16 protein-coding genes are annotated in these 16,463 nt (G+C 61.7%); 6 read left to right on the top strand and 10 right to left on the bottom strand.

Annotated elements, in window-relative coordinates; genetic code table 11:
* Nucleotides 1-377 precede the first annotated feature (377 nt).
* From KKY_RS10325 to KKY_RS10310, 4 genes are all read right to left on the bottom strand, one after another.
* Nucleotides 378-1,277 (bottom strand): LysR family transcriptional regulator, encoded by a 900-nt coding sequence (locus tag KKY_RS10325; RefSeq protein ID WP_014131285.1) that lies wholly within the window; start codon nucleotides 1,275-1,277, stop codon nucleotides 378-380.
* A 68-nt stretch (nucleotides 1,278-1,345) separates the two neighbouring features.
* Nucleotides 1,346-2,296: a thioredoxin-disulfide reductase gene (trxB, locus tag KKY_RS10320; protein WP_041529325.1), complete on the bottom strand. Its 951-nt coding sequence runs from the start codon at nucleotides 2,294-2,296 to the stop codon at nucleotides 1,346-1,348.
* Between the two features lie 155 nt (nucleotides 2,297-2,451).
* Complete coding sequence (gene greA, locus KKY_RS10315) at nucleotides 2,452-2,925, bottom strand: transcription elongation factor GreA (protein WP_014131283.1); 474 nt, start codon at nucleotides 2,923-2,925, stop codon at nucleotides 2,452-2,454.
* Between the two features lie 325 nt (nucleotides 2,926-3,250).
* Nucleotides 3,251-3,463 carry a cold-shock protein gene (locus KKY_RS10310; RefSeq protein WP_014131281.1) on the bottom strand — a complete coding sequence of 71 codons (213 nt, stop codon included), beginning with the start codon at nucleotides 3,461-3,463 and terminating at the stop codon, nucleotides 3,251-3,253.
* 505 nt (nucleotides 3,464-3,968) lie between these two features.
* On the opposite strand from KKY_RS10310, the gene ltaE reads away from it, so the two are divergent.
* Together ltaE and KKY_RS10300 are read left to right on the top strand one after the other, a co-directional pair.
* Complete coding sequence (ltaE, locus tag KKY_RS10305; RefSeq protein WP_014131279.1) at nucleotides 3,969-4,991, top strand: low-specificity L-threonine aldolase; 1,023 nt, start codon at nucleotides 3,969-3,971, stop codon at nucleotides 4,989-4,991.
* 81 nt (nucleotides 4,992-5,072) lie between these two features.
* Complete coding sequence (locus KKY_RS10300; RefSeq protein ID WP_139304940.1) at nucleotides 5,073-6,062, top strand: class I SAM-dependent DNA methyltransferase; 990 nt, start codon at nucleotides 5,073-5,075, stop codon at nucleotides 6,060-6,062.
* Nucleotides 6,063-6,106: 44 nt separating this feature from the next.
* Here the strand turns inward: KKY_RS10300 and KKY_RS10295 are convergent, their stop codons facing one another.
* The 3 genes from KKY_RS10295 to carB form a co-directional block, all read right to left on the bottom strand.
* Nucleotides 6,107-6,904, bottom strand: coding sequence for a phytanoyl-CoA dioxygenase family protein (locus tag KKY_RS10295; protein WP_014131277.1), 798 nt, complete (start codon nucleotides 6,902-6,904; stop codon nucleotides 6,107-6,109).
* A gap of 167 nt (nucleotides 6,905-7,071) precedes the next feature.
* Nucleotides 7,072-7,989, bottom strand: coding sequence for a hypothetical protein (locus tag KKY_RS10290; RefSeq protein ID WP_014131276.1), 918 nt, complete (start codon nucleotides 7,987-7,989; stop codon nucleotides 7,072-7,074).
* A 121-nt stretch (nucleotides 7,990-8,110) separates the two neighbouring features.
* Nucleotides 8,111-11,422, bottom strand: coding sequence for a carbamoyl-phosphate synthase large subunit (gene carB / locus KKY_RS10285; RefSeq protein ID WP_014131275.1), 3,312 nt, complete (start codon nucleotides 11,420-11,422; stop codon nucleotides 8,111-8,113).
* A 225-nt stretch (nucleotides 11,423-11,647) separates the two neighbouring features.
* Here carB and KKY_RS10280 point away from each other — a divergent pair, with 225 nt between their 5' ends.
* The gene (locus KKY_RS10280) at nucleotides 11,648-12,487 is read left to right on the top strand and encodes an aldo/keto reductase (protein WP_014131274.1); all 840 of its coding nucleotides are present in this window, start codon (nucleotides 11,648-11,650) and stop codon (nucleotides 12,485-12,487) included.
* A gap of 6 nt (nucleotides 12,488-12,493) precedes the next feature.
* Here KKY_RS10280 and KKY_RS10275 read toward each other — a convergent pair whose 3' ends face one another.
* Nucleotides 12,494-12,952: a GNAT family N-acetyltransferase gene (locus tag KKY_RS10275; RefSeq protein ID WP_014131273.1), complete on the bottom strand. Its 459-nt coding sequence runs from the start codon at nucleotides 12,950-12,952 to the stop codon at nucleotides 12,494-12,496.
* Nucleotides 12,953-12,996: 44 nt separating this feature from the next.
* A complete protein-coding gene (locus tag KKY_RS10270; protein WP_014131272.1) occupies nucleotides 12,997-13,536 on the bottom strand; it encodes a cytochrome b in 540 nt (179 codons plus the stop codon).
* A 76-nt stretch (nucleotides 13,537-13,612) separates the two neighbouring features.
* On the opposite strand from KKY_RS10270, the gene KKY_RS10265 reads away from it, so the two are divergent.
* A complete protein-coding gene (locus KKY_RS10265; RefSeq protein ID WP_014131271.1) occupies nucleotides 13,613-14,056 on the top strand; it encodes a MarR family winged helix-turn-helix transcriptional regulator in 444 nt (147 codons plus the stop codon).
* On the opposite strand, the gene KKY_RS10260 is transcribed toward KKY_RS10265, so the two are convergent.
* The gene (locus KKY_RS10260; protein ID WP_014131270.1) at nucleotides 14,047-15,645 is read right to left on the bottom strand and encodes an acyl-CoA dehydrogenase family protein; all 1,599 of its coding nucleotides are present in this window, start codon (nucleotides 15,643-15,645) and stop codon (nucleotides 14,047-14,049) included. The two genes, KKY_RS10265 and KKY_RS10260, sit on opposite strands and share 10 nt — an antisense overlap.
* 120 nt (nucleotides 15,646-15,765) lie before the next feature.
* Here KKY_RS10260 and KKY_RS10255 point away from each other — a divergent pair, with 120 nt between their 5' ends.
* The gene (locus KKY_RS10255) at nucleotides 15,766-15,951 is read left to right on the top strand and encodes a hypothetical protein (RefSeq protein WP_014131269.1); all 186 of its coding nucleotides are present in this window, start codon (nucleotides 15,766-15,768) and stop codon (nucleotides 15,949-15,951) included.
* Nucleotides 15,951-16,460, top strand: a complete 510-nt coding sequence (locus tag KKY_RS10250; RefSeq protein ID WP_014131268.1) for a cupin domain-containing protein — start codon at nucleotides 15,951-15,953, stop codon at nucleotides 16,458-16,460. The genes KKY_RS10255 and KKY_RS10250 overlap by 1 nt, the downstream gene beginning before the upstream one ends.
* The last annotated feature ends 3 nt before the right edge of the window (nucleotides 16,461-16,463 follow it).

Below are 16,463 nucleotides of genomic sequence, written 5' to 3'. Positions count from 1 at the left end.
GCTGCACAAAGCGTGAGCAGACAGGCGTTTGGGCAAAAAAGAAGCCCCGCTCGAGGGGAGAGCGGGGCCAGGACGAGAAGCAAGCTTCTCGTTAGGAGGGAACATCAAACGCGCCCAAAGGGAGGAGGAAAGACGCGCAATGTCTGGCTGGTAGGTAGAGATTAGACGGCAGCGCGACAACCCCGTTAAGGTTATGCCAGCCATGCATTGGATGCATGGCTTTGCCTATTTCGAAGGCAAGGTGCCTGTTTTCGTTACATTATTTTGTATGCAGGGCTCTGGCGTCGGACCACAAAAAATATGCTGGGCGAGCGCTTGAAGCTCGATCCACCGCGTTTGGAATGGCTTGAAGAAATATCGAGATGCCCGGATGGCGGTCAATATTGCCAGTCGCGGGCCTTCTCGACGAGAAAATCGCGAAAAACACCGACTCGCTTGGAGCTCTTCAGGGCCGGCGGATAGACGAAATAGGTCTCGAACTCGGGAAGATCGATATCGGTGAGGACCCGTTTCAGGCTCGGCTCTTCCTCGGTGATGTAGTCGGGAAGCATGGCAATGCCGATTCCCTGGCGGCATGCTTGCATCATGCCGTAGATGGCATTGACCTTGAGGGTGGTCCGCCGGGGCGAATTGTCGGGGCGCCCGATTCGTTCAAGGAAGTTCACATCGCCCAGATAGGAAGGGGAGGGTTCGCCGAAGGTAATGATCTTGTGTGCATCGAGGTCTTCGATCGATTTCGGCGCGCCGTTCTCGGCGAGATAGCTTTCGGAGGCATAGATGTGGAAGTGGACGGTGAACAGCTTGCGCTGGATCATTTCCGACTGATTGGGGCGGTGCAGGCGGATGGCCACGTCGGCCTCGCGCATGGCCAGGTCGAGTTCGGCATCGTTGAGTTTGATTTCAAGCTGGATGGTGGGATAGAGCGTCACGAATTCATGAATACGCTTGGTGAGCCATGTCGAGCCGAAGCCCACTGTCGTGGTGACCAGGAGAGGCCCTGTGGGGACGTCCTGGCTTTCGGTCATCTGGGCCTGAACCGACTGAAGCTCCCAAGCCATGCGGTGTGCGGTGCGGAAAAGCTGTTCGCCCACTTCGGTGAGGACGAGGCCGCGGGCATGGCGAATGAAGAGCTTGAGGCCAAGATCCTCCTCAAGCGCGGAAATCTGCCGGGAAACGGCGGACTGGGACATGCCGAGCTTTTCGGCCGAATGGGTGAAGCTTCCCGATTCGGCAGCGACATGGAATATGCGCAGCTTGTCCCAGTCGAGCATCCCCATGTCCCCTCTTTGTAGCACCGTTCGCGGGGGATCCGTGAACGGCGGTCAGTCGTGGTCTGCCGGCCGTTTTATTCCGCGGCTTCGGCCATTTCATGAGCCGCAAGATAACGCTCTGCTTCGAGCGCGGCCATGCAGCCCATGCCGGCGGCCGTGACCGCCTGGCGATAGACATCGTCGGTCACATCGCCCGCCGCAAAAACACCGGGCACCGAAGTCGCGGTGCTGTCGGGCGCGGTGACGATATAGCCGCCATGCTTCATTTCGAGCTTACCGTTGAAGATTTCGGTGGCGGGAGCGTGGCCGATGGCGACGAAAATGCCGTCGACCTCGATTTCATGGGTCCGATCGGTCGAAACGTCGCGCAGGACGGCGCCGCGCACCGAGGGGGGCATATTGTCGCCCCTGACCTCGTCGAGCACGGTGTTCCAGCGCACCTCGATCTTGGGATGCTTGAAGAGGCGCTGCTGCATGATCTTTTCGGCCGAGAACTGGTCGCGCCGGTGGGCGATGATGACCTTGGAGGCGAAATTGGTCAGGAACAGCGCTTCCTCGACGGCGGTATTGCCGCCCCCGATCACAAGCACGGTCTTGTCACGGTAGAAAAAGCCGTCGCAGGTGGCGCAGGCGGACACGCCGAAGCCCTTGAATTTTTCCTCGGTGGGCAGGCCGAGCCACTTGGCCTGGGCGCCCGTGGCGATGATGACACTATCGGCGGTGTAGGTCTTGCCGCTGTCGCCGGTCAGCCGGAAGGGGCGGATGTTGAAATCGACATCGACGATCAGGTCGTTTTCGATCCTGGTGCCCATATGCTCGGCCTGGGCGCGCATCTGCTCGACCAGCCATGGCCCCTGTATGGGGTCGGCGAAACCGGGATAGTTCTCGACATCGGTGGTGATGGTGAGCTGACCGCCCGGCTGCATGCCGGCGATCATGAGGGGTTCGAGCATGGCGCGGGCGGCATAGATGGCGGCCGTATAGCCAGCCGGGCCCGAGCCGATGATTATTGTCTTGGCGTGCATGGTGGTCGTGCCGATCAATTGCGTTCAGAAACAAATATGGCACGGTGCCCGGCGGTTACAAGCACGCGTGCCACTTGTCAGGGGAAAACCCGGTATGCTGAGGCGAAATTGCATCAAGGGGTGGGCGGGCTTGCGAAAAAGCCCGCCCGACCGGGTCAAATGAAGGCGATCTTGAGAATTTCGTAGCCGCGGGCGCCCCCCGGCGCGGTCACCTCAATCGAATCGCCGACCGACTTGCCGATCAGCGCACGGGCAATCGGGGAGGAAATCGAGATGCGGCCGGCCGAGGCGTCGGCCTCGGCATCGCCCACGATCTGGTAGGTCTTTTCCTCGTCCGTGTCCTCGTCGACCATTGTCACGGTCGCGCCGAACTTGACGGTCGAGCCCGAAAGCTTGGAGACGTCGACTATTTCAGCCATGGCCAGCATGGATTCAATCTCCATGATCCGACCCTCATTGTGGCTCTGCTGTTCCTTGGCCGCATGATATTCCGCGTTTTCGGAGAGGTCGCCGTGGGCGCGCGCTTCGGAAATCGCTTCAATGATCGCGCGGCGTTCGACGCCGGCGCGGCGTTCGAGTTCAGCCTGTAGTGCGGCGTGTCCCGCCACTGTCATGGGGACCTTGTCCATTTTGGCCAATCCCTCCTATCAATTACAAAATACGTTGAAGCGCATATCGTTATCCTCGCTGACTTCACGTCGGCGGGATCGATCTACGCTTTCGGGAAACTTACCTGCGGAAGGTTGCCCCTACCGGCCCATATGGTCAAGGCCAATCGGTGGGCATTCTTCCGCGCCTCCACGGTGCACCGGCACATATGGGGCTTCGCGCGGCGGCTGCAAGTGTCCCTCGAGTTCCTGCTGCCCAAAGAAAAGAGCGCAAACCCTTCGGTCTGCGCCCTGTTTCAGTTGCCCGGCCAATGAGCCGGGCTGAGCTCATCTGGCGGAAGCCGATCTAGTCGGCAGCGGCAAGGTTGCCGGCGGCCGATTTGCCGGTGCGCTTGTCCTTGACGATTTCGTAGGAGATCTTCTGGCCTTCATCCAGACCGGTCATGCCCGAATTCTGAACTGCGGAGATGTGGACGAAAACGTCCGCTCCACCCTCGTCGGGCTGGATGAAACCATAGCCCTTCTGGGTGTTGAACCATTTGACAGTGCCGGTTGCCATGGCGTTGTCCTTTCACGTCGTGCTGTCTGGAACTCGATCCGGCCCGACTGGACCGGCGCTCCAAGTCCTTGTTTTGCCGCGCGGTCGAGATGAAAAAGTCTGAAACTTTTTCTGACCGCACTTTGGTGGGGGGTTGCCGCCCCCGGGGTATATCGAAGTCTTGGTTCAGGACGTCAGCAGGCGTTATAGACGCACGGCTAGATCGGTCGGCCGCAATTTCGATCCAGTTTTTTTAGAAGAAATGGCCGAAATATTCAAGTACTTGTCAAAATCGGCGGCGCCAAAAAATTTTCGATGGCCGTAACACTGTAGTTGGGCTGGCAAGCCTCGGTCTGCACCTCTGACATGTCAGTATTGCATACCTTTGCTCTAGAGCAGAGGGCGCCACGCCAAGTATATCGCCGGCAAAGGGGCGGCTATAGCGGCGGTGCAAAGGCAGTTGGCGCGGTGGCGGGGACGCGCTAAGCATCGGCGACACGCATTCGACGGGCTCCAAGGCAAGACCATGACGACCAGACGCTATGATTTCCGCTCCGACACAGTGACGCGGCCCGATGCGGGCATGCGCGCCGCAATGGCCGAGGCGCCGGTGGGAGACGATGTTTACGGCGAAGACGAAACCGTGGCCGCACTCGAAGCCCGGGTCGCGGAATTGACCGGAAAGGCGATGGGCATCTTCGTGCCCTCGGGGACGCAATCGAACCTGATCGCATTGATGAGCCATTGCGGGCGGGGCGACGAGTTCATCGCCGGCCAGGACGCCCACGCCTATAAATACGAGGCTGGCGGGGCCGCGGTTCTGGGGTCGATCCAGCCGCAGCCGATCGAGAATGCGCCCGACGGCTCGCTGCCGCTCGACAAGATCGCGGCGGCGGTCAAGCTCGATGATATCCATTTCGCCCGCTCCCGGCTTCTGGCCCTGGAAAATACCATCGGCGGCAAGGTTCTGCCGCAGAGTTATGTGGGCGATGCAGTGGCGCTGGCGCGCCGGCACGGGCTGGCCACGCATCTGGATGGGGCCCGAATCGTCAACGCGGCGGTGGCTTCGAACCGGAGCGTGAGGGCGTTGGCCGAAGGGTTCGACAGTGTCTCGGTGTGTCTGTCCAAGGGCCTGGGCGCCCCGGTGGGCTCGGTGCTGGTCGGGGACGAGGATTTCATCGGCAAGGCCCGCCGGCTGCGCAAGATGCTGGGTGGCGGCATGCGGCAGGCCGGCATTATCGCGGCGGCGGGCCTTTATGCGCTCGAGCACAATGTGGCGCGGCTGGCCGATGACCATGCGCGGGCCCGGCGGCTGGCGGAAGGGCTCGCGCGATACGACGCGCTTGCCGTGGACATGCCGCAGACCAATATCTTTTTCCTGCGGGCCGACAGCGCGGTGGCCGAGGGTTTTGCCGATCATATGGCGGCGGCGGGAATCCTTGTATCGGGCCGATACGGGCAGCAGCGCTGGGTGACCCATAAGGATATCGGCGACGAGGCGATCGAGGCGGCGCTGGACGCGGCGGAAAAATTCTTCTCGGGACGGTGAACTGCCCTCTTGCTTTTTGCGGCGCGCGGGCGCATTTCCCCGCGCGCCGGCATTTGCCGGTTTTCCGGATTGCCAGAGAAATTGACAACGACCTTCCTGTCTTCAGGCGACCTTATCGTCGATCGCCGGGCTCATTATGCCCGGATGCTGGCCGAGGCTGGCGACTTTTCTTCCGCTGCCGATCTGATGGAGCAGGCGCTCGAGGGCGCGCCGGGCTGGGCGGCGGGCTGGATGATGGCGGGCAATTTTCATCTCAAGGCCGATGCCCTGGGCAGTGCGATTGCCGCCTGGCAGCGGGCGGCCGAGCACGATCCTTCGGGCACGCTCGGAGCGCAGATGCATCTGGCGGCGCACGGGATCGGTGAAATAGAGCCGCAGGCCCAGGCGGCGTATGTCGAGGCGCTGTTCGATCAGTATGCCGGACGCTTTGAAGAGGCTTTGTTGCAAAAGCTCGACTATGTCGTGCCGGGCCGGCTGATGGCGTTGCTTGGAGACGCGATGAGGGTTCTCGGCATCGACGGGTTCGCGCGCGGCGCCGATCTGGGCTGCGGCACCGGATTGATGGGCGAGCGGTTGCGGCATGTGGTATCGCACCTGACCGGCGTCGACATTTCCGCGGCCATGGTGGCAGAGACTCGCGACAAGGCGATCTATGACGGAGTGGAGCGCGCCGAATTGCTCGATTTTCTTGGCGCTGAAGGGTGTGTGGCCGACCTCGTGACGGCTGCGGACGTTTTCATGTATTGCCCGGCATTGCCGCCGATTTTTGCTCTGGTCGGGACGGTGTTGCGGCCGGGTGGTCTTTTTGCCTTCTCGGTCGAACGGCACGATGGGGAGGACAGCCAAATGCTGCAGGCTTCGCTGCGCTTTGCGCATAATCGCGATGCTGTCGTGCGCGCTTTGGCCGATGCGGGACTGGACGTGCTGCGCGTCAGCGAGGAGACGATCCGCCGGGATCGCGGCCAACCGGTGGCGGGGCTGTTGTTCGTTGCGCGCAAGCCCGACGCCGAGCAATTTGGGGTTGCCGACATCGATATGGGTGCCGAAGCGCCGGTCACGCTGATAAATTAAGTGGGTCCCGGGGATCGATTGCGACCCCCGGGGGAGCGGGTACCTCAGAAATTGAGATTGCACGCCCTGCGAATGGCGGTCTGGACCGGCGATGGCGGCAGGGCCGGATCGAAGCCGTGCGCCGGCATCAGCGGCGGCTGGGCCATGAACTTGACGCGGCCTGCCCGGTTGGGTTGCGCTGCGTGAACCAGAAACGGGTGGCAGAGATAGACCGTCCCGGCCGGGCCGGTTGCCAGCGCTTGGGGGCATTTTTCCGTGCCGGCGAAATCGGTGGCCATCATCTGGTGCATCGTCGCTCCGTCCTCTCCAAAGGGCAGGAGAAGGCGCGCCATATCCATATGCGAACCCACGCGGATGCGGGTGGGGGCATCGTCTTCTTCGACGTCTGAGAACAGAAACAGCATGAGAAGGGCGCGCCCCTTCGATTTGACGTTGGCCCGGATCGAGAAGAAGTCGTTGGGATCGTCGGTGGGCAGCATGTAGCTGGCATCGATATGCCAGCCATCGTCGCCCGGCGCCTTTTCCGAGGGAAACCGGATCGGGAAGGTGCCCAGGCCCTGTGGCGCAAGCCAGCGGCCTTCGCCTACCAACTGATTGTAGGCCGAATGCAGGCGCGGGGTGTTGGCCGCCTCCCGGAACGGCGCATCGGCATAGCCACCGAGGCGGATCACCGGTTTTGTCCAGGTCGAGGGGTCGTCGGGGTCGCAACCGGTGTCGCGCCAGAGGATGGCGCGGCCCTGAGCGGCCAGATTTGCGGAAAAGGCATTGTCGAGTCTGACGAAACCGTCGGTGACAAAGGCTTCGATCTGCGCTGAGGTCAGCGCGTTTTCTGTTTCAGGCATTTGGAAAGTCCATGAATTCGCAGTGCTGCACAAGGCAATTTGCGGGCCGCCAAGCGGCCCGGCTCAAATGCTTCCGGACGGGAAGCGCCAATCAGGCGCTCAGGAAGACTGCGAACTTGTTGGACATCATCATCATGAGCGCAACATTATCGAATTTGTGATTTCCGTCAACGCTCGACGCCGGCTTGCATCAGGTACACTTGGCCGGCGATTTCGAGGCGGCGGAACAGCATTTCGGAAAGGGCGTCGTCGTTGACCAGTGTTTCGCGCCAGACGCTGTCGATCATTGCGTCCTGGCCCAGATCACGGTCGATGCCGATGAAGCGATAGGGCTGGAAATTGCGGGCCGCTTCGGGATGTTCGCCGCCGGTCCACTGATAGGTGCCCGATTCTGCGCTGGCCCAGAAGCCCAGGACGGCCAGTTCCGCAATCGTGTGCGCGGGCGTGGACAGCCCATCCACCGCGTCAGGATATTGAGCCGGCCAGTCGGGCAGGGTGCCGCTCATCTCCTGCCAGTCGGCCATATCTTCAAATGAAGCGTAGGGATCCAGGCAGGGACGACCGGTGCACTCGTCATCGGCAGCGTCTTCGGGCGAAATGATGCGGTTGGAGACCTCGCGTACCATCGCTGCATTGTTCATCAAGGGCGTGAAGACGAAACGCCAGGCCATGTGATAGCCGGTGCCGAAGTCGTCGGGCGAGCCCACATTTTCCGCGCCATAAGCCTCGATTGTATCATTGCGAATTTGCGGACCGAGATTGTAGTGGCGCAGTTCGATGAAGCTGACTGTCCCGGCGTCCCGGTCGATCATCTCGCCGTATGAAATGGCGGTGCGGGTGCGGGTCGAGGGGATGGCGCTGGTGGCCGTCAGCACGGCCTTTTCGATAGGCCCGATCGGGCCGCCGGGGGAAATCGTTTCCAAATCGAGCCAGAAGGCGTTGAGGTCCTGTTCGGTGGTTACAGGATCGAGGCGTTCAAAGCCGGGGGCGCCAACGAACTTGATGACGGCGTCGGTGACGTCGCTGCTCTGGGCGAAGGCCGGTCCGGTGAAAAGCAACATCGCGATGGCCGAAAGTCGTTTCATTGCGCGTCCCCTGTGCATGGAAACCGGGGCCGACTATTCAGCCTGCCCCGGCATGCGGTCAAGGTCCGGGGCGGAGGTGCAACAAAAAAGGGCGCCGAAGCGCCCTTTGGAAACCTTTGGATCAGGCTGCGAAATAGTCCTGCAGCGCTCTCACCGAGAAATTGCCGCTGCGGTAGGCGAGGATGCCCTGGACGGCTGCAACCGTGCCGGGGATGGTCGTGTAGTAGGGCACCTTGCTCATCAGAGCGGCGCGGCGGATGTCACGGCTGTCGGATACGGCCTTGACGCCATCGGTGGTGTTGATGACCAGTTGGACCTCACCGTTCTTGATGGCATCGACGATGTGCGGGCGGCCTTCGAGCACCTTGTTGATCTTGGTGCACTCGATGCCCTTATCGGCCAGAAACCGCTGGGTGCCGCCGGTGGCGATGATCTTGAAGCCGGCATTGGCCAGGTCGCGGATAGAGTCGACGATGGTGGCCTTGTCCTCGTCGCGGACCGAGACGAACACCGTGCCTTCACGCGGAACCTTGGTGCCGCTGCCGAGCTGGGATTTGGCAAAGGCGGTGGCGTAGTCGGTGTCGAGACCGATCACTTCGCCGGTCGATTTCATTTCCGGGCCGAGAACCGTATCGACGCCGGGGAAGCGGGCGAAGGGGAAGACTGCCTCCTTGATCGCGATGTGCTTGATTTCGCGCTCTTCGAGATTGAAGGATGCGAGCTTTTCGCCGGCCATGATGCGCGCGGCGATCTTGGCGATCGGGTAACCGATGACCTTGGCGACGAATGGCACTGTACGCGAGGCGCGGGGGTTCACTTCGAGGACGTAGAGGGTGCCGTCTTTCAAGGCGAACTGCACGTTCATCAGACCGCCAACATTGAGGGCGCGGGCCATTTCGGCGGCCTGGCGTTTGAGCTCGGCGATGATTTCGGGGCTGAGCGAATGGGGTGGGAGCGAACAGGCGCTGTCGCCCGAATGGATGCCGGCTTCCTCGATGTGTTCCATGATGCCGGCCACGAACACATCGGTGCCATCGCACAGGCAATCGACGTCGATTTCGACGGCGCCCTGGAGATAGCTGTCGAACAACAGCGGGTTGGCGGCGAGGACCGAATTGATCTGGCCGGTCTTGTCATTGGGATATTTGTGCCGGATTTCGGGGGGCACGAGTTCGGTCAGGGTGGACTGAACATAGCGCTCGAAATCATCTGCCGAGTGGCAGATCATCATGGCGCGGCCGCCCAGAACGTTGGACGGGCGGATAACGAGCGGGAAGCCCAGGCCCTCGGCAACGATGCGCGACTGTTCGAGCGAATAGGCGATACCGTTGCGCGGCTGGGTGAGATCGAGCCGGTTCAAGAGCTTCATGAACTGGTCGCGGTCTTCGGCCAGATCGATCTTGTCGGGCTGGGTGCCCAGGATCGGGATGCCGGCGCGTTCGATGGCGTTGGCCAGCTTCAATGGAGTCTGGCCACCGAACTGGACGATGACGCCGTGCAGCGTGCCGTTCTGCTGTTCGGTCTTTAGAATTTCGAGAACGTCTTCCTCGGTCAGCGGCTCGAAATAGAGCCGGTCCGAAGTGTCGTAGTCGGTGGAGACGGTCTCGGGATTGCAGTTGACCATGATGGTTTCATAGCCGGCATCGGACAGCGCGAAGGCGGCGTGGCAGCAGCAATAATCGAACTCGATGCCCTGGCCGATGCGGTTGGGGCCGCCGCCGAGGATGACGACCTTCTTGCGGTCGGACGGATTGGCCTCATCGGCGAGCGCGCCGGCAAACGGCGCTTCATAGCTCGAATACATATAGGCGGTCGGCGAAGCGAATTCGGCAGCGGAGGTGTCGATGCGCTTGTAAACCGGGCGCACGCCGAGGGCGTGGCGGTGGGTGCGCACATCCTTTGACGACTTGCCCGACAGTTCGGCAAGGCGGGCATCGGAAAAGCCCATTGCCTTGAGGCTGCGCATCTGGCCTTCGGTTTCGGGCAGACCATGTTCGCGCACCTTGGCTTCGGTATCGACGATGGCCTGGAGCTGTTCGAGGAACCACGGATCGATGCGGCATGCCTCATGGATCATCTGGTGGTCATAGCCGCGCCGCATGGCTTCGGCGACCCAGAGCAGACGGTCGGGCGTGGGCGTGCCGAGCGCAGCCTTGACGGCATTCTTGTCGTCGCCTTCGCCGAGGCCGGGAATGCCGATTTCGTTGAGGCCGGTCAGTCCGGTCTCGAGCGAGCGCAGCGCCTTTTGCAGGGATTCGGGGAAGGTGCGGCCGATGGCCATGGCTTCGCCGACCGATTTCATCGACGTGGTCAGGCGATTGTCGGCACCGGGGAATTTTTCGAAGGCGAAGCGCGGGATCTTGGTGACGACATAATCGATTGTCGGCTCGAACGAAGCGGGGGTGGCGCCGCCGGTGATGTCGTTTTCGAGCTCGTCGAGCGTGTAGCCGACAGCGAGGCGCGCGGCGACCTTGGCGATGGGAAAGCCGGTGGCCTTGGACGCCAGCGCCGAGGAGCGCGACACGCGCGGGTTCATTTCGATGACGATCATGCGGCCATCGGCGGGATTGATGGCGAACTGGACGTTGGACCCGCCGGTTTCCACACCGATCTCGCGCAGTACCGCCAGCGAGGCGTCGCGCATGATCTGGTATTCCTTGTCGGTCAGCGTCAGGGCCGGGGCGACGGTGATGGAATCGCCTGTATGGACGCCCATGGGATCGATATTTTCGATCGAGCAGACGATGATGCAGTTGTCCTTTTTGTCGCGGACAACCTCCATCTCGTATTCTTTCCAGCCGAGGACGGATTCCTCGATCAGGACTTCATTGGTGGGCGAGGCATCGATGCCGCTTTCGCAGATGGCGAGATATTCCTCGCGGTTGTAGGCGATGCCGCCGCCGGTGCCGCCGAGCGTAAAGGACGGGCGGATGATGGCGGGCAGGCCGATATCTTCGAGGGCCTGGAGCGATTCGATGGTGTTGTGGGCGAGGCGGGATTTGGGGGTATCGAGCCCGATCTTGGTCATCGCGTCGCGGAACAGCTCGCGGTCCTCGGCCTTGTCGATGGCTTCGGCGTTGGCGCCGATCATTTCGACGCCGAATTTTTCAAGCACGCCCATCTTGTTGAGCGAGAGGGCGCAATTGAGTGCCGTCTGGCCGCCCATGGTTGGCAGCAGCGCGTCGGGGCGCTCCTTTTCGATGATCTTGGCGACGACTTCGGGGGTGATGGGCTCCATATAGGTGGCATCGGCGACGTCGGGATCGGTCATGATCGTCGCCGGATTGGAGTTCACCAGAATGATGCGATAGCCTTCTTCGCGCAGAGCCTTGCAGGCCTGAGTTCCCGAATAATCGAACTCGCAGGCCTGGCCGATAATGATCGGCCCAGCCCCGATGATGAGGATGGATTTGATGTCTGTGCGTTTGGGCATGTGATACTTCTCGTACGGCAAGCGCGCGGCAGGGAAGCTGTCGCGCGTCGGACGGATCTTGGATTCTGTTGGCTAAGCGGTCTCCTTAGAGCAACCTTGGTGGGATTTCCAGCGTTAAGGAGCGGATTCTTTTACTCCCGATTGCCGCAGGGCGATTTTTCGGGTTGGCTGGGGGGCATCCACCCGGACGCAGTTCACTTCAAATCAGGTTCAAGGAGCGCCGCCATGACGCAGCAGAGTTTTATCGAGCTTTCGGACGGAAACACCATTCCCCAGGTCGGCTTGGGGACCTGGAAGCTCGATAGTGCGAACATGCAGGCCGTGGTGGAAGCGGCGATTGCCGCCGGGTACCGGCATTTCGACACGGCCTATGCCTATCGCAACGAGGCCGCGCTCGGTGCGGCACTCAAGGCGTCCGGGGTCGGGGAAGACGAATTGTTCATCACCAGCAAGCTGCCCAGCGGGCGGCATGGGTTTGAGTCGACGCTCAGAACGTTCGACGAAACCATGGCCAATCTGGGCGTGGATGTGCTCGATCTCTATCTGATCCACTGGCCGATGCCCAAGACCGGCAATTTCGTCGACACGTTCAAGGCGTTCATCACATTGAAGGAAGAGGGCAGGATCAAGTCGATTGGGGTTTCCAATTTCCATCAGGCGCATCTGGAAAAGCTGATGAAAGAGACGGGCGTGACGCCTGTGGTCAATCAGATCGAACTTTCGCCGGCATTTCAGCAGAAGGAGCTTCGCGCCTTCAACGAGAAGCATGGCATCACCACGGAAAGCTGGAGCCCGTTGGGGCGGGGCGATGTGCTGGAAAATCCCACCATCAGGGAGATCGCGCAAAAGCATGGCCGTACGCCAGGGCAGGTCACCATTCGCTGGCATATCCAGAACGGGCTTATCGTCATTCCCAAATCGGCAAATCCGCAGCGGATCGCCGAGAACTTCGGCGTTTTCGACTTCGCACTCGATGACGAGGATATGGGAAAGATCGCAACGCTGGACAGCGTGGACGGTCGGACCGGCGTCAATCCCGATGAAGGAGAATTCCTGCAGGTCTAGCCCGGGTCAGATGTAAAGCTTGAAGCCTTCATGGCTCTTTGAAAAGCCGAGGCGCTCGTAAAAGCGGTGCGCGTCGGTTCTTTTCTTGTTCGAGGTGAGCTGTACCATCGTGCAGCCCCTCTCCTTTGCCATTTCAACGGCCCTGGCCATCATCTTTTCGCCGATCCGCTTGTTGCGATGCTCGGGCGAGACGTGAACGGCCTCGATGGTGCAGCGCCAGCCGCCGCGGCGGAAAATGCCCGGTGTGAAAGTCAGTTGGAAGGTTCCCACACTGGCGGCATCGATTTGCGCGACCAGCAAGACCTGATTGGGATCGGAGCTGATGGCCTGAAATGCCGCCAGATAGTCGGGGCCATGCGCCTGCGCGGGATCGTCTATCAGGTCCAGAACCGTGTCGTGGGCGATCAGTCCGACGATGAAGGGCAAGTCGTCAACGGTTGCGTTGCGGATTGTGAGGTCGGACATAAGGCATCTCCAGAACGATGCGCTCATGTTTCACGATTCGGCGCTCAAGTCCTTGCCTTGCCAATCCCCATACGGGCCAGGAGGCCATCACGGCGGACGAAATGGTGGTAGAGGGCGGCGGCGATGTGGATGGTGAGCAGCAGAAGGAAAAGGCGGGCCAGGAGGCCATGGGCCTGCCGCGGCGCCAGGGCATCAAGGTCGGGGATCGGCGTGCCGGATGTCAGCGCTGCAATGACCCCGCCAACAACATTGGTGGCGATGCCCGAGGCGGCGAGTGCGATGATAGCCGCGTAAATGAGCATGTGGACGATTTCGGCGATGCGTAGCTGGACAAGAGGGACGCCGGCGGGCCGGGCCGGTTTGCGGTCGGCAAAGGCCCACCACGCGATGCGGAACAGCGTGAGGGCGAGCGTGAGCAGGCCCAGGGCGATATGGGGCAGAAGAAGCGCGCGCCGGGCGCTGTCGTCGGTGGCTGACGCGGCGTTGAGACCCAATGCGATGAGTGCCACGATCATGGCCGCGGTGATCCAATGGATGGCGATGGCGACGGCGCCGTAGCGGTCCTGAGTGCTCTTGAGGCCCATTTGCATTCCCTCTGTCATCTGATGGACGAATTGGATAGCATGCTATGCAAATTAAATAGCATGCTATAGGATTTCGATGCAACGGTATGTTTCCGAGGGCTATCTGGCCAATTGGGCCGCGCGGCTGTTTTTTCAGGCGATGGATCGGGCAATTCGGCCGCAAGGGCTTACCCCGGCCTATGTTCCTGTGCTGTTGACGATCAGCGATCAGGGCGAGGTGACGCAGTCCGAGCTGGCCACGGCAATCGCAATCGAACAACCCACCATGGCGGGGACGCTTGCCAGAATGGAACGGGATGGGTTGGTCGAACGCCGCACCCACGCCAGGGACCGCCGCAAGAGCCTTATCCGGCTTACGGCGCAGGGGCGGGAAAAGATAAAGGTGGTTCGCGCGGCGGTTAGCGCCATCAACGCGCAGGCGGTCGATGGCTTTTCCGAGGAGGAGCGCAAGGTTTACCGGGCGCTGATGCGGCGGATCATCGACAATCTGGGCGGGGTGTCGGCAGACGATCAGGACTGAGCCAGAGCGATGAGGGCCCTTGTATCGACACCGGACGGCAGCGTACCGAAGGTGTGCCCCCAATCGCCACCGAGGCGCGTTGCGGCGAAGACTTCGCCGGCAAGGGGTGTGGGGCCGCGCAACAGAAGGCTGGTCTGGAGCAGCAGTGCCATGGTTTCGGTGACGCGGCGGGCCTGTGATTCATCGGGCGATTTGGCGAGCATTGCTTCCAGCCCGGCGATGCCGGCATCGAAAGCGGCGTGGGTGCCGCGCGCGCTGTTCAGTTCGCTCATCAGAGTCTCGAGAGCGCCGGGTGAGCGGGCAATGGTCCGCATGACGTCAAGGGCGATGATGTTGCCCGAGCCCTCCCAGATCGCGTTGAGCGGCGCTTCGCGGTAGAGCCAGGGCATGGGCGTGTCTTCAATATATCCCATGCCGCCCAGCGCTTCCATGGCTTCGGCGGTGACGAGCGGGCAGCGCTTGTTGTTCCAGTATTTGGCGAGCGCGACGGCGAGGCGCGCAAATTCGGTTTCCTGATCATCGAAGGCGGTGGCGACACGCATGGCCAAACGCAGTGCTCCAAGCCATTCGAGGGTCAGATCGGCCAGGACCGAAGCCATAAGCGGCTGATCGATCAGCGTTTTTCCGAAGGTTTGGCGGTTGCGCGCCCAGTAAAGGGCTTCGACGAGCGCGCGGCGCATCAGGCCCGCAGGAGCGACGGCGGTGTCGAGGCGGGTGTGGTGGACCATTTCCAGAATTGTGCGAACCCCGTCGCCGGGCGCGCCGAGCAGTTCGGCATGGGCACCGTGATATTCGATCTCGGCAGAGGCGTTGGCACGGTTGCCGAGCTTGGCCTTCAAGCGCATCAGGTGGATGGCGTTCAGCGTGCCGTCGGGCAGGCGGCGCGGCACGAGAAAGCAGGAAAGGCCCTCCGGCCCTTGCGCGAGGGTGAGGAAGGCATCGGACATGGGTGCCGAACAGAACCATTTGTGTCCGGTTAACCGGTGCGCGCCATCGGCCGGTTCGGCGATGGTCCGGTTGGCGCGAACGTCCGAGCCGCCCTGCTTTTCGGTCATCGCCATTCCAATGGTGGCTGAGGTTTTTCCGGCGAGAGGGGTATCGGCGGGATCGTAGGCCGGGACGCTTGCGAGGCGCGCGAGGTCGGCTGCCAGTCCGTCATGGCGGCGCAGAACCGGAATGGCCGCGTAGGTCATGGTCATGGGGCAGCATGTGCCCGGCTCGATCTGGCTGGCCAGGTACACCATGGCGGCGTGAGCGGTGTGGCCGCCCGGTCGCGACTCGATCCAGGGCAGGGCGGCATAACCCGCTTCAAGACCAATTGCCATGAGGCGGTGATAGGCCTCGGGATAGACGACGGTGTCGATGCGCCGCCCGCCGGTATCGAAGCGCTCGAGCACCGGGCCGGGTCCGGTGGCGAGGCGCTGGCCGTCCGAGACCGTTTCGGACCGGCCCAGGCGCTCGGCCAAATGGCGCGGGGCCGTTTGATTGCCCGGAACGACCGCGCGCAGCACCGGATCGCCGTTCCACAAGGGGAGGGCACCGCGCAGAGGCGGCTGGTTGGTGATCGCGAAAGGATCAGCAGGGCTCATTGGTCCTCTCCATCTCGCGATTGGACCCTTAGAGGAACTGAGGGTCAACCGTCCCGAGGAACCTTTCGTTCCGAGCGCCCGTTTTGCCGGTGCGGGAGCGTTATGAAAAGGAATGGAAATATGGACGAGCGGGAACGCGAAACGGTTGTTGTCACCAATGGTGGCGGCGGGGGCGGAGGATTGATCTTTGCGGTGATTATCGCGCTGGTTGTGGTCGTCGGCGTCATATATTTCGTCAACGTCAATTCTGGTGGCACGGGCGGAACGGTTTCGGTCGACGTGCCGGCGGTGGACGTAACGGAATAATGGCGCGAGCGGGCGATGTTGAGCGGCTTGTACTAAGCGATGATGGTCGTTTTCCCAACAGCGCGCTTGCCGTTCTGGTCTATCGCGCGGTGATCGCGGACGCTTCGGCCGATGCGTTCAAAACCCTGTTTTCGCGAAATGGCTGGCCGGCCCAATGGGTTGGCTCGATCTTTGAGTATCATCACTATCACTCGACCGCCCACGAGGTGCTTGGCGTTGCCGGTGGCAGCGGCAAAATCGCGCTGGGCGGTCCGCAAGGGCGCGTCGTGGGCGTCAAGGATGGCGATGCGGTTGTGATCCCCGCAGGGGTTGCCCATAAGCTTGAAAGCTCAAGCGCTGATTTTGCCGTCGTTGGGGCGTACCCGCCGGGGCAGGATTGGGATATCCTTACAGGCGAACCAGGTCAGCGCGAGGCAGCGCTTGCCAATATTTCCAATGTGCCGATGCCCCAAACCGATCCGGTACGGGGTGAAAACGGAACATTGCCCGGGGCCTGGAGCGAGGGATAATCG

Source organism: Pelagibacterium halotolerans B2 (assembly GCF_000230555.1).
Taxonomy (GTDB): domain Bacteria; phylum Pseudomonadota; class Alphaproteobacteria; order Rhizobiales; family Devosiaceae; genus Pelagibacterium; species Pelagibacterium halotolerans.
This window is presented reverse-complemented; position numbering and strand designations above follow the sequence as displayed.

Coding starts and splice junctions, on each gene's coding strand:
- KKY_RS10325 (WP_014131285.1), bottom strand. CDS start 1,277: ATGGGGATGCTCGACTGGGACAAGCTGCGCATATTCCATGTCGCTGCC.
- trxB (WP_041529325.1), bottom strand. CDS start 2,296: ATGCACGCCAAGACAATAATCATCGGCTCGGGCCCGGCTGGCTATACG.
- greA (WP_014131283.1), bottom strand. CDS start 2,925: ATGGACAAGGTCCCCATGACAGTGGCGGGACACGCCGCACTACAGGCT.
- KKY_RS10310 (WP_014131281.1), bottom strand. CDS start 3,463: ATGGCAACCGGCACTGTCAAATGGTTCAACACCCAGAAGGGCTATGGT.
- ltaE (WP_014131279.1), top strand. CDS start 3,969: ATGACGACCAGACGCTATGATTTCCGCTCCGACACAGTGACGCGGCCC.
- KKY_RS10295 (WP_014131277.1), bottom strand. CDS start 6,904: ATGCCTGAAACAGAAAACGCGCTGACCTCAGCGCAGATCGAAGCCTTT.
- KKY_RS10290 (WP_014131276.1), bottom strand. CDS start 7,989: ATGAAACGACTTTCGGCCATCGCGATGTTGCTTTTCACCGGACCGGCC.
- carB (WP_014131275.1), bottom strand. CDS start 11,422: ATGCCCAAACGCACAGACATCAAATCCATCCTCATCATCGGGGCTGGG.
- KKY_RS10280 (WP_014131274.1), top strand. CDS start 11,648: ATGACGCAGCAGAGTTTTATCGAGCTTTCGGACGGAAACACCATTCCC.
- KKY_RS10275 (WP_014131273.1), bottom strand. CDS start 12,952: ATGTCCGACCTCACAATCCGCAACGCAACCGTTGACGACTTGCCCTTC.
- KKY_RS10270 (WP_014131272.1), bottom strand. CDS start 13,536: ATGGGCCTCAAGAGCACTCAGGACCGCTACGGCGCCGTCGCCATCGCC.
- KKY_RS10265 (WP_014131271.1), top strand. CDS start 13,613: ATGCAACGGTATGTTTCCGAGGGCTATCTGGCCAATTGGGCCGCGCGG.
- KKY_RS10260 (WP_014131270.1), bottom strand. CDS start 15,645: ATGAGCCCTGCTGATCCTTTCGCGATCACCAACCAGCCGCCTCTGCGC.
- KKY_RS10255 (WP_014131269.1), top strand. CDS start 15,766: ATGGACGAGCGGGAACGCGAAACGGTTGTTGTCACCAATGGTGGCGGC.
- KKY_RS10250 (WP_014131268.1), top strand. CDS start 15,951: ATGGCGCGAGCGGGCGATGTTGAGCGGCTTGTACTAAGCGATGATGGT.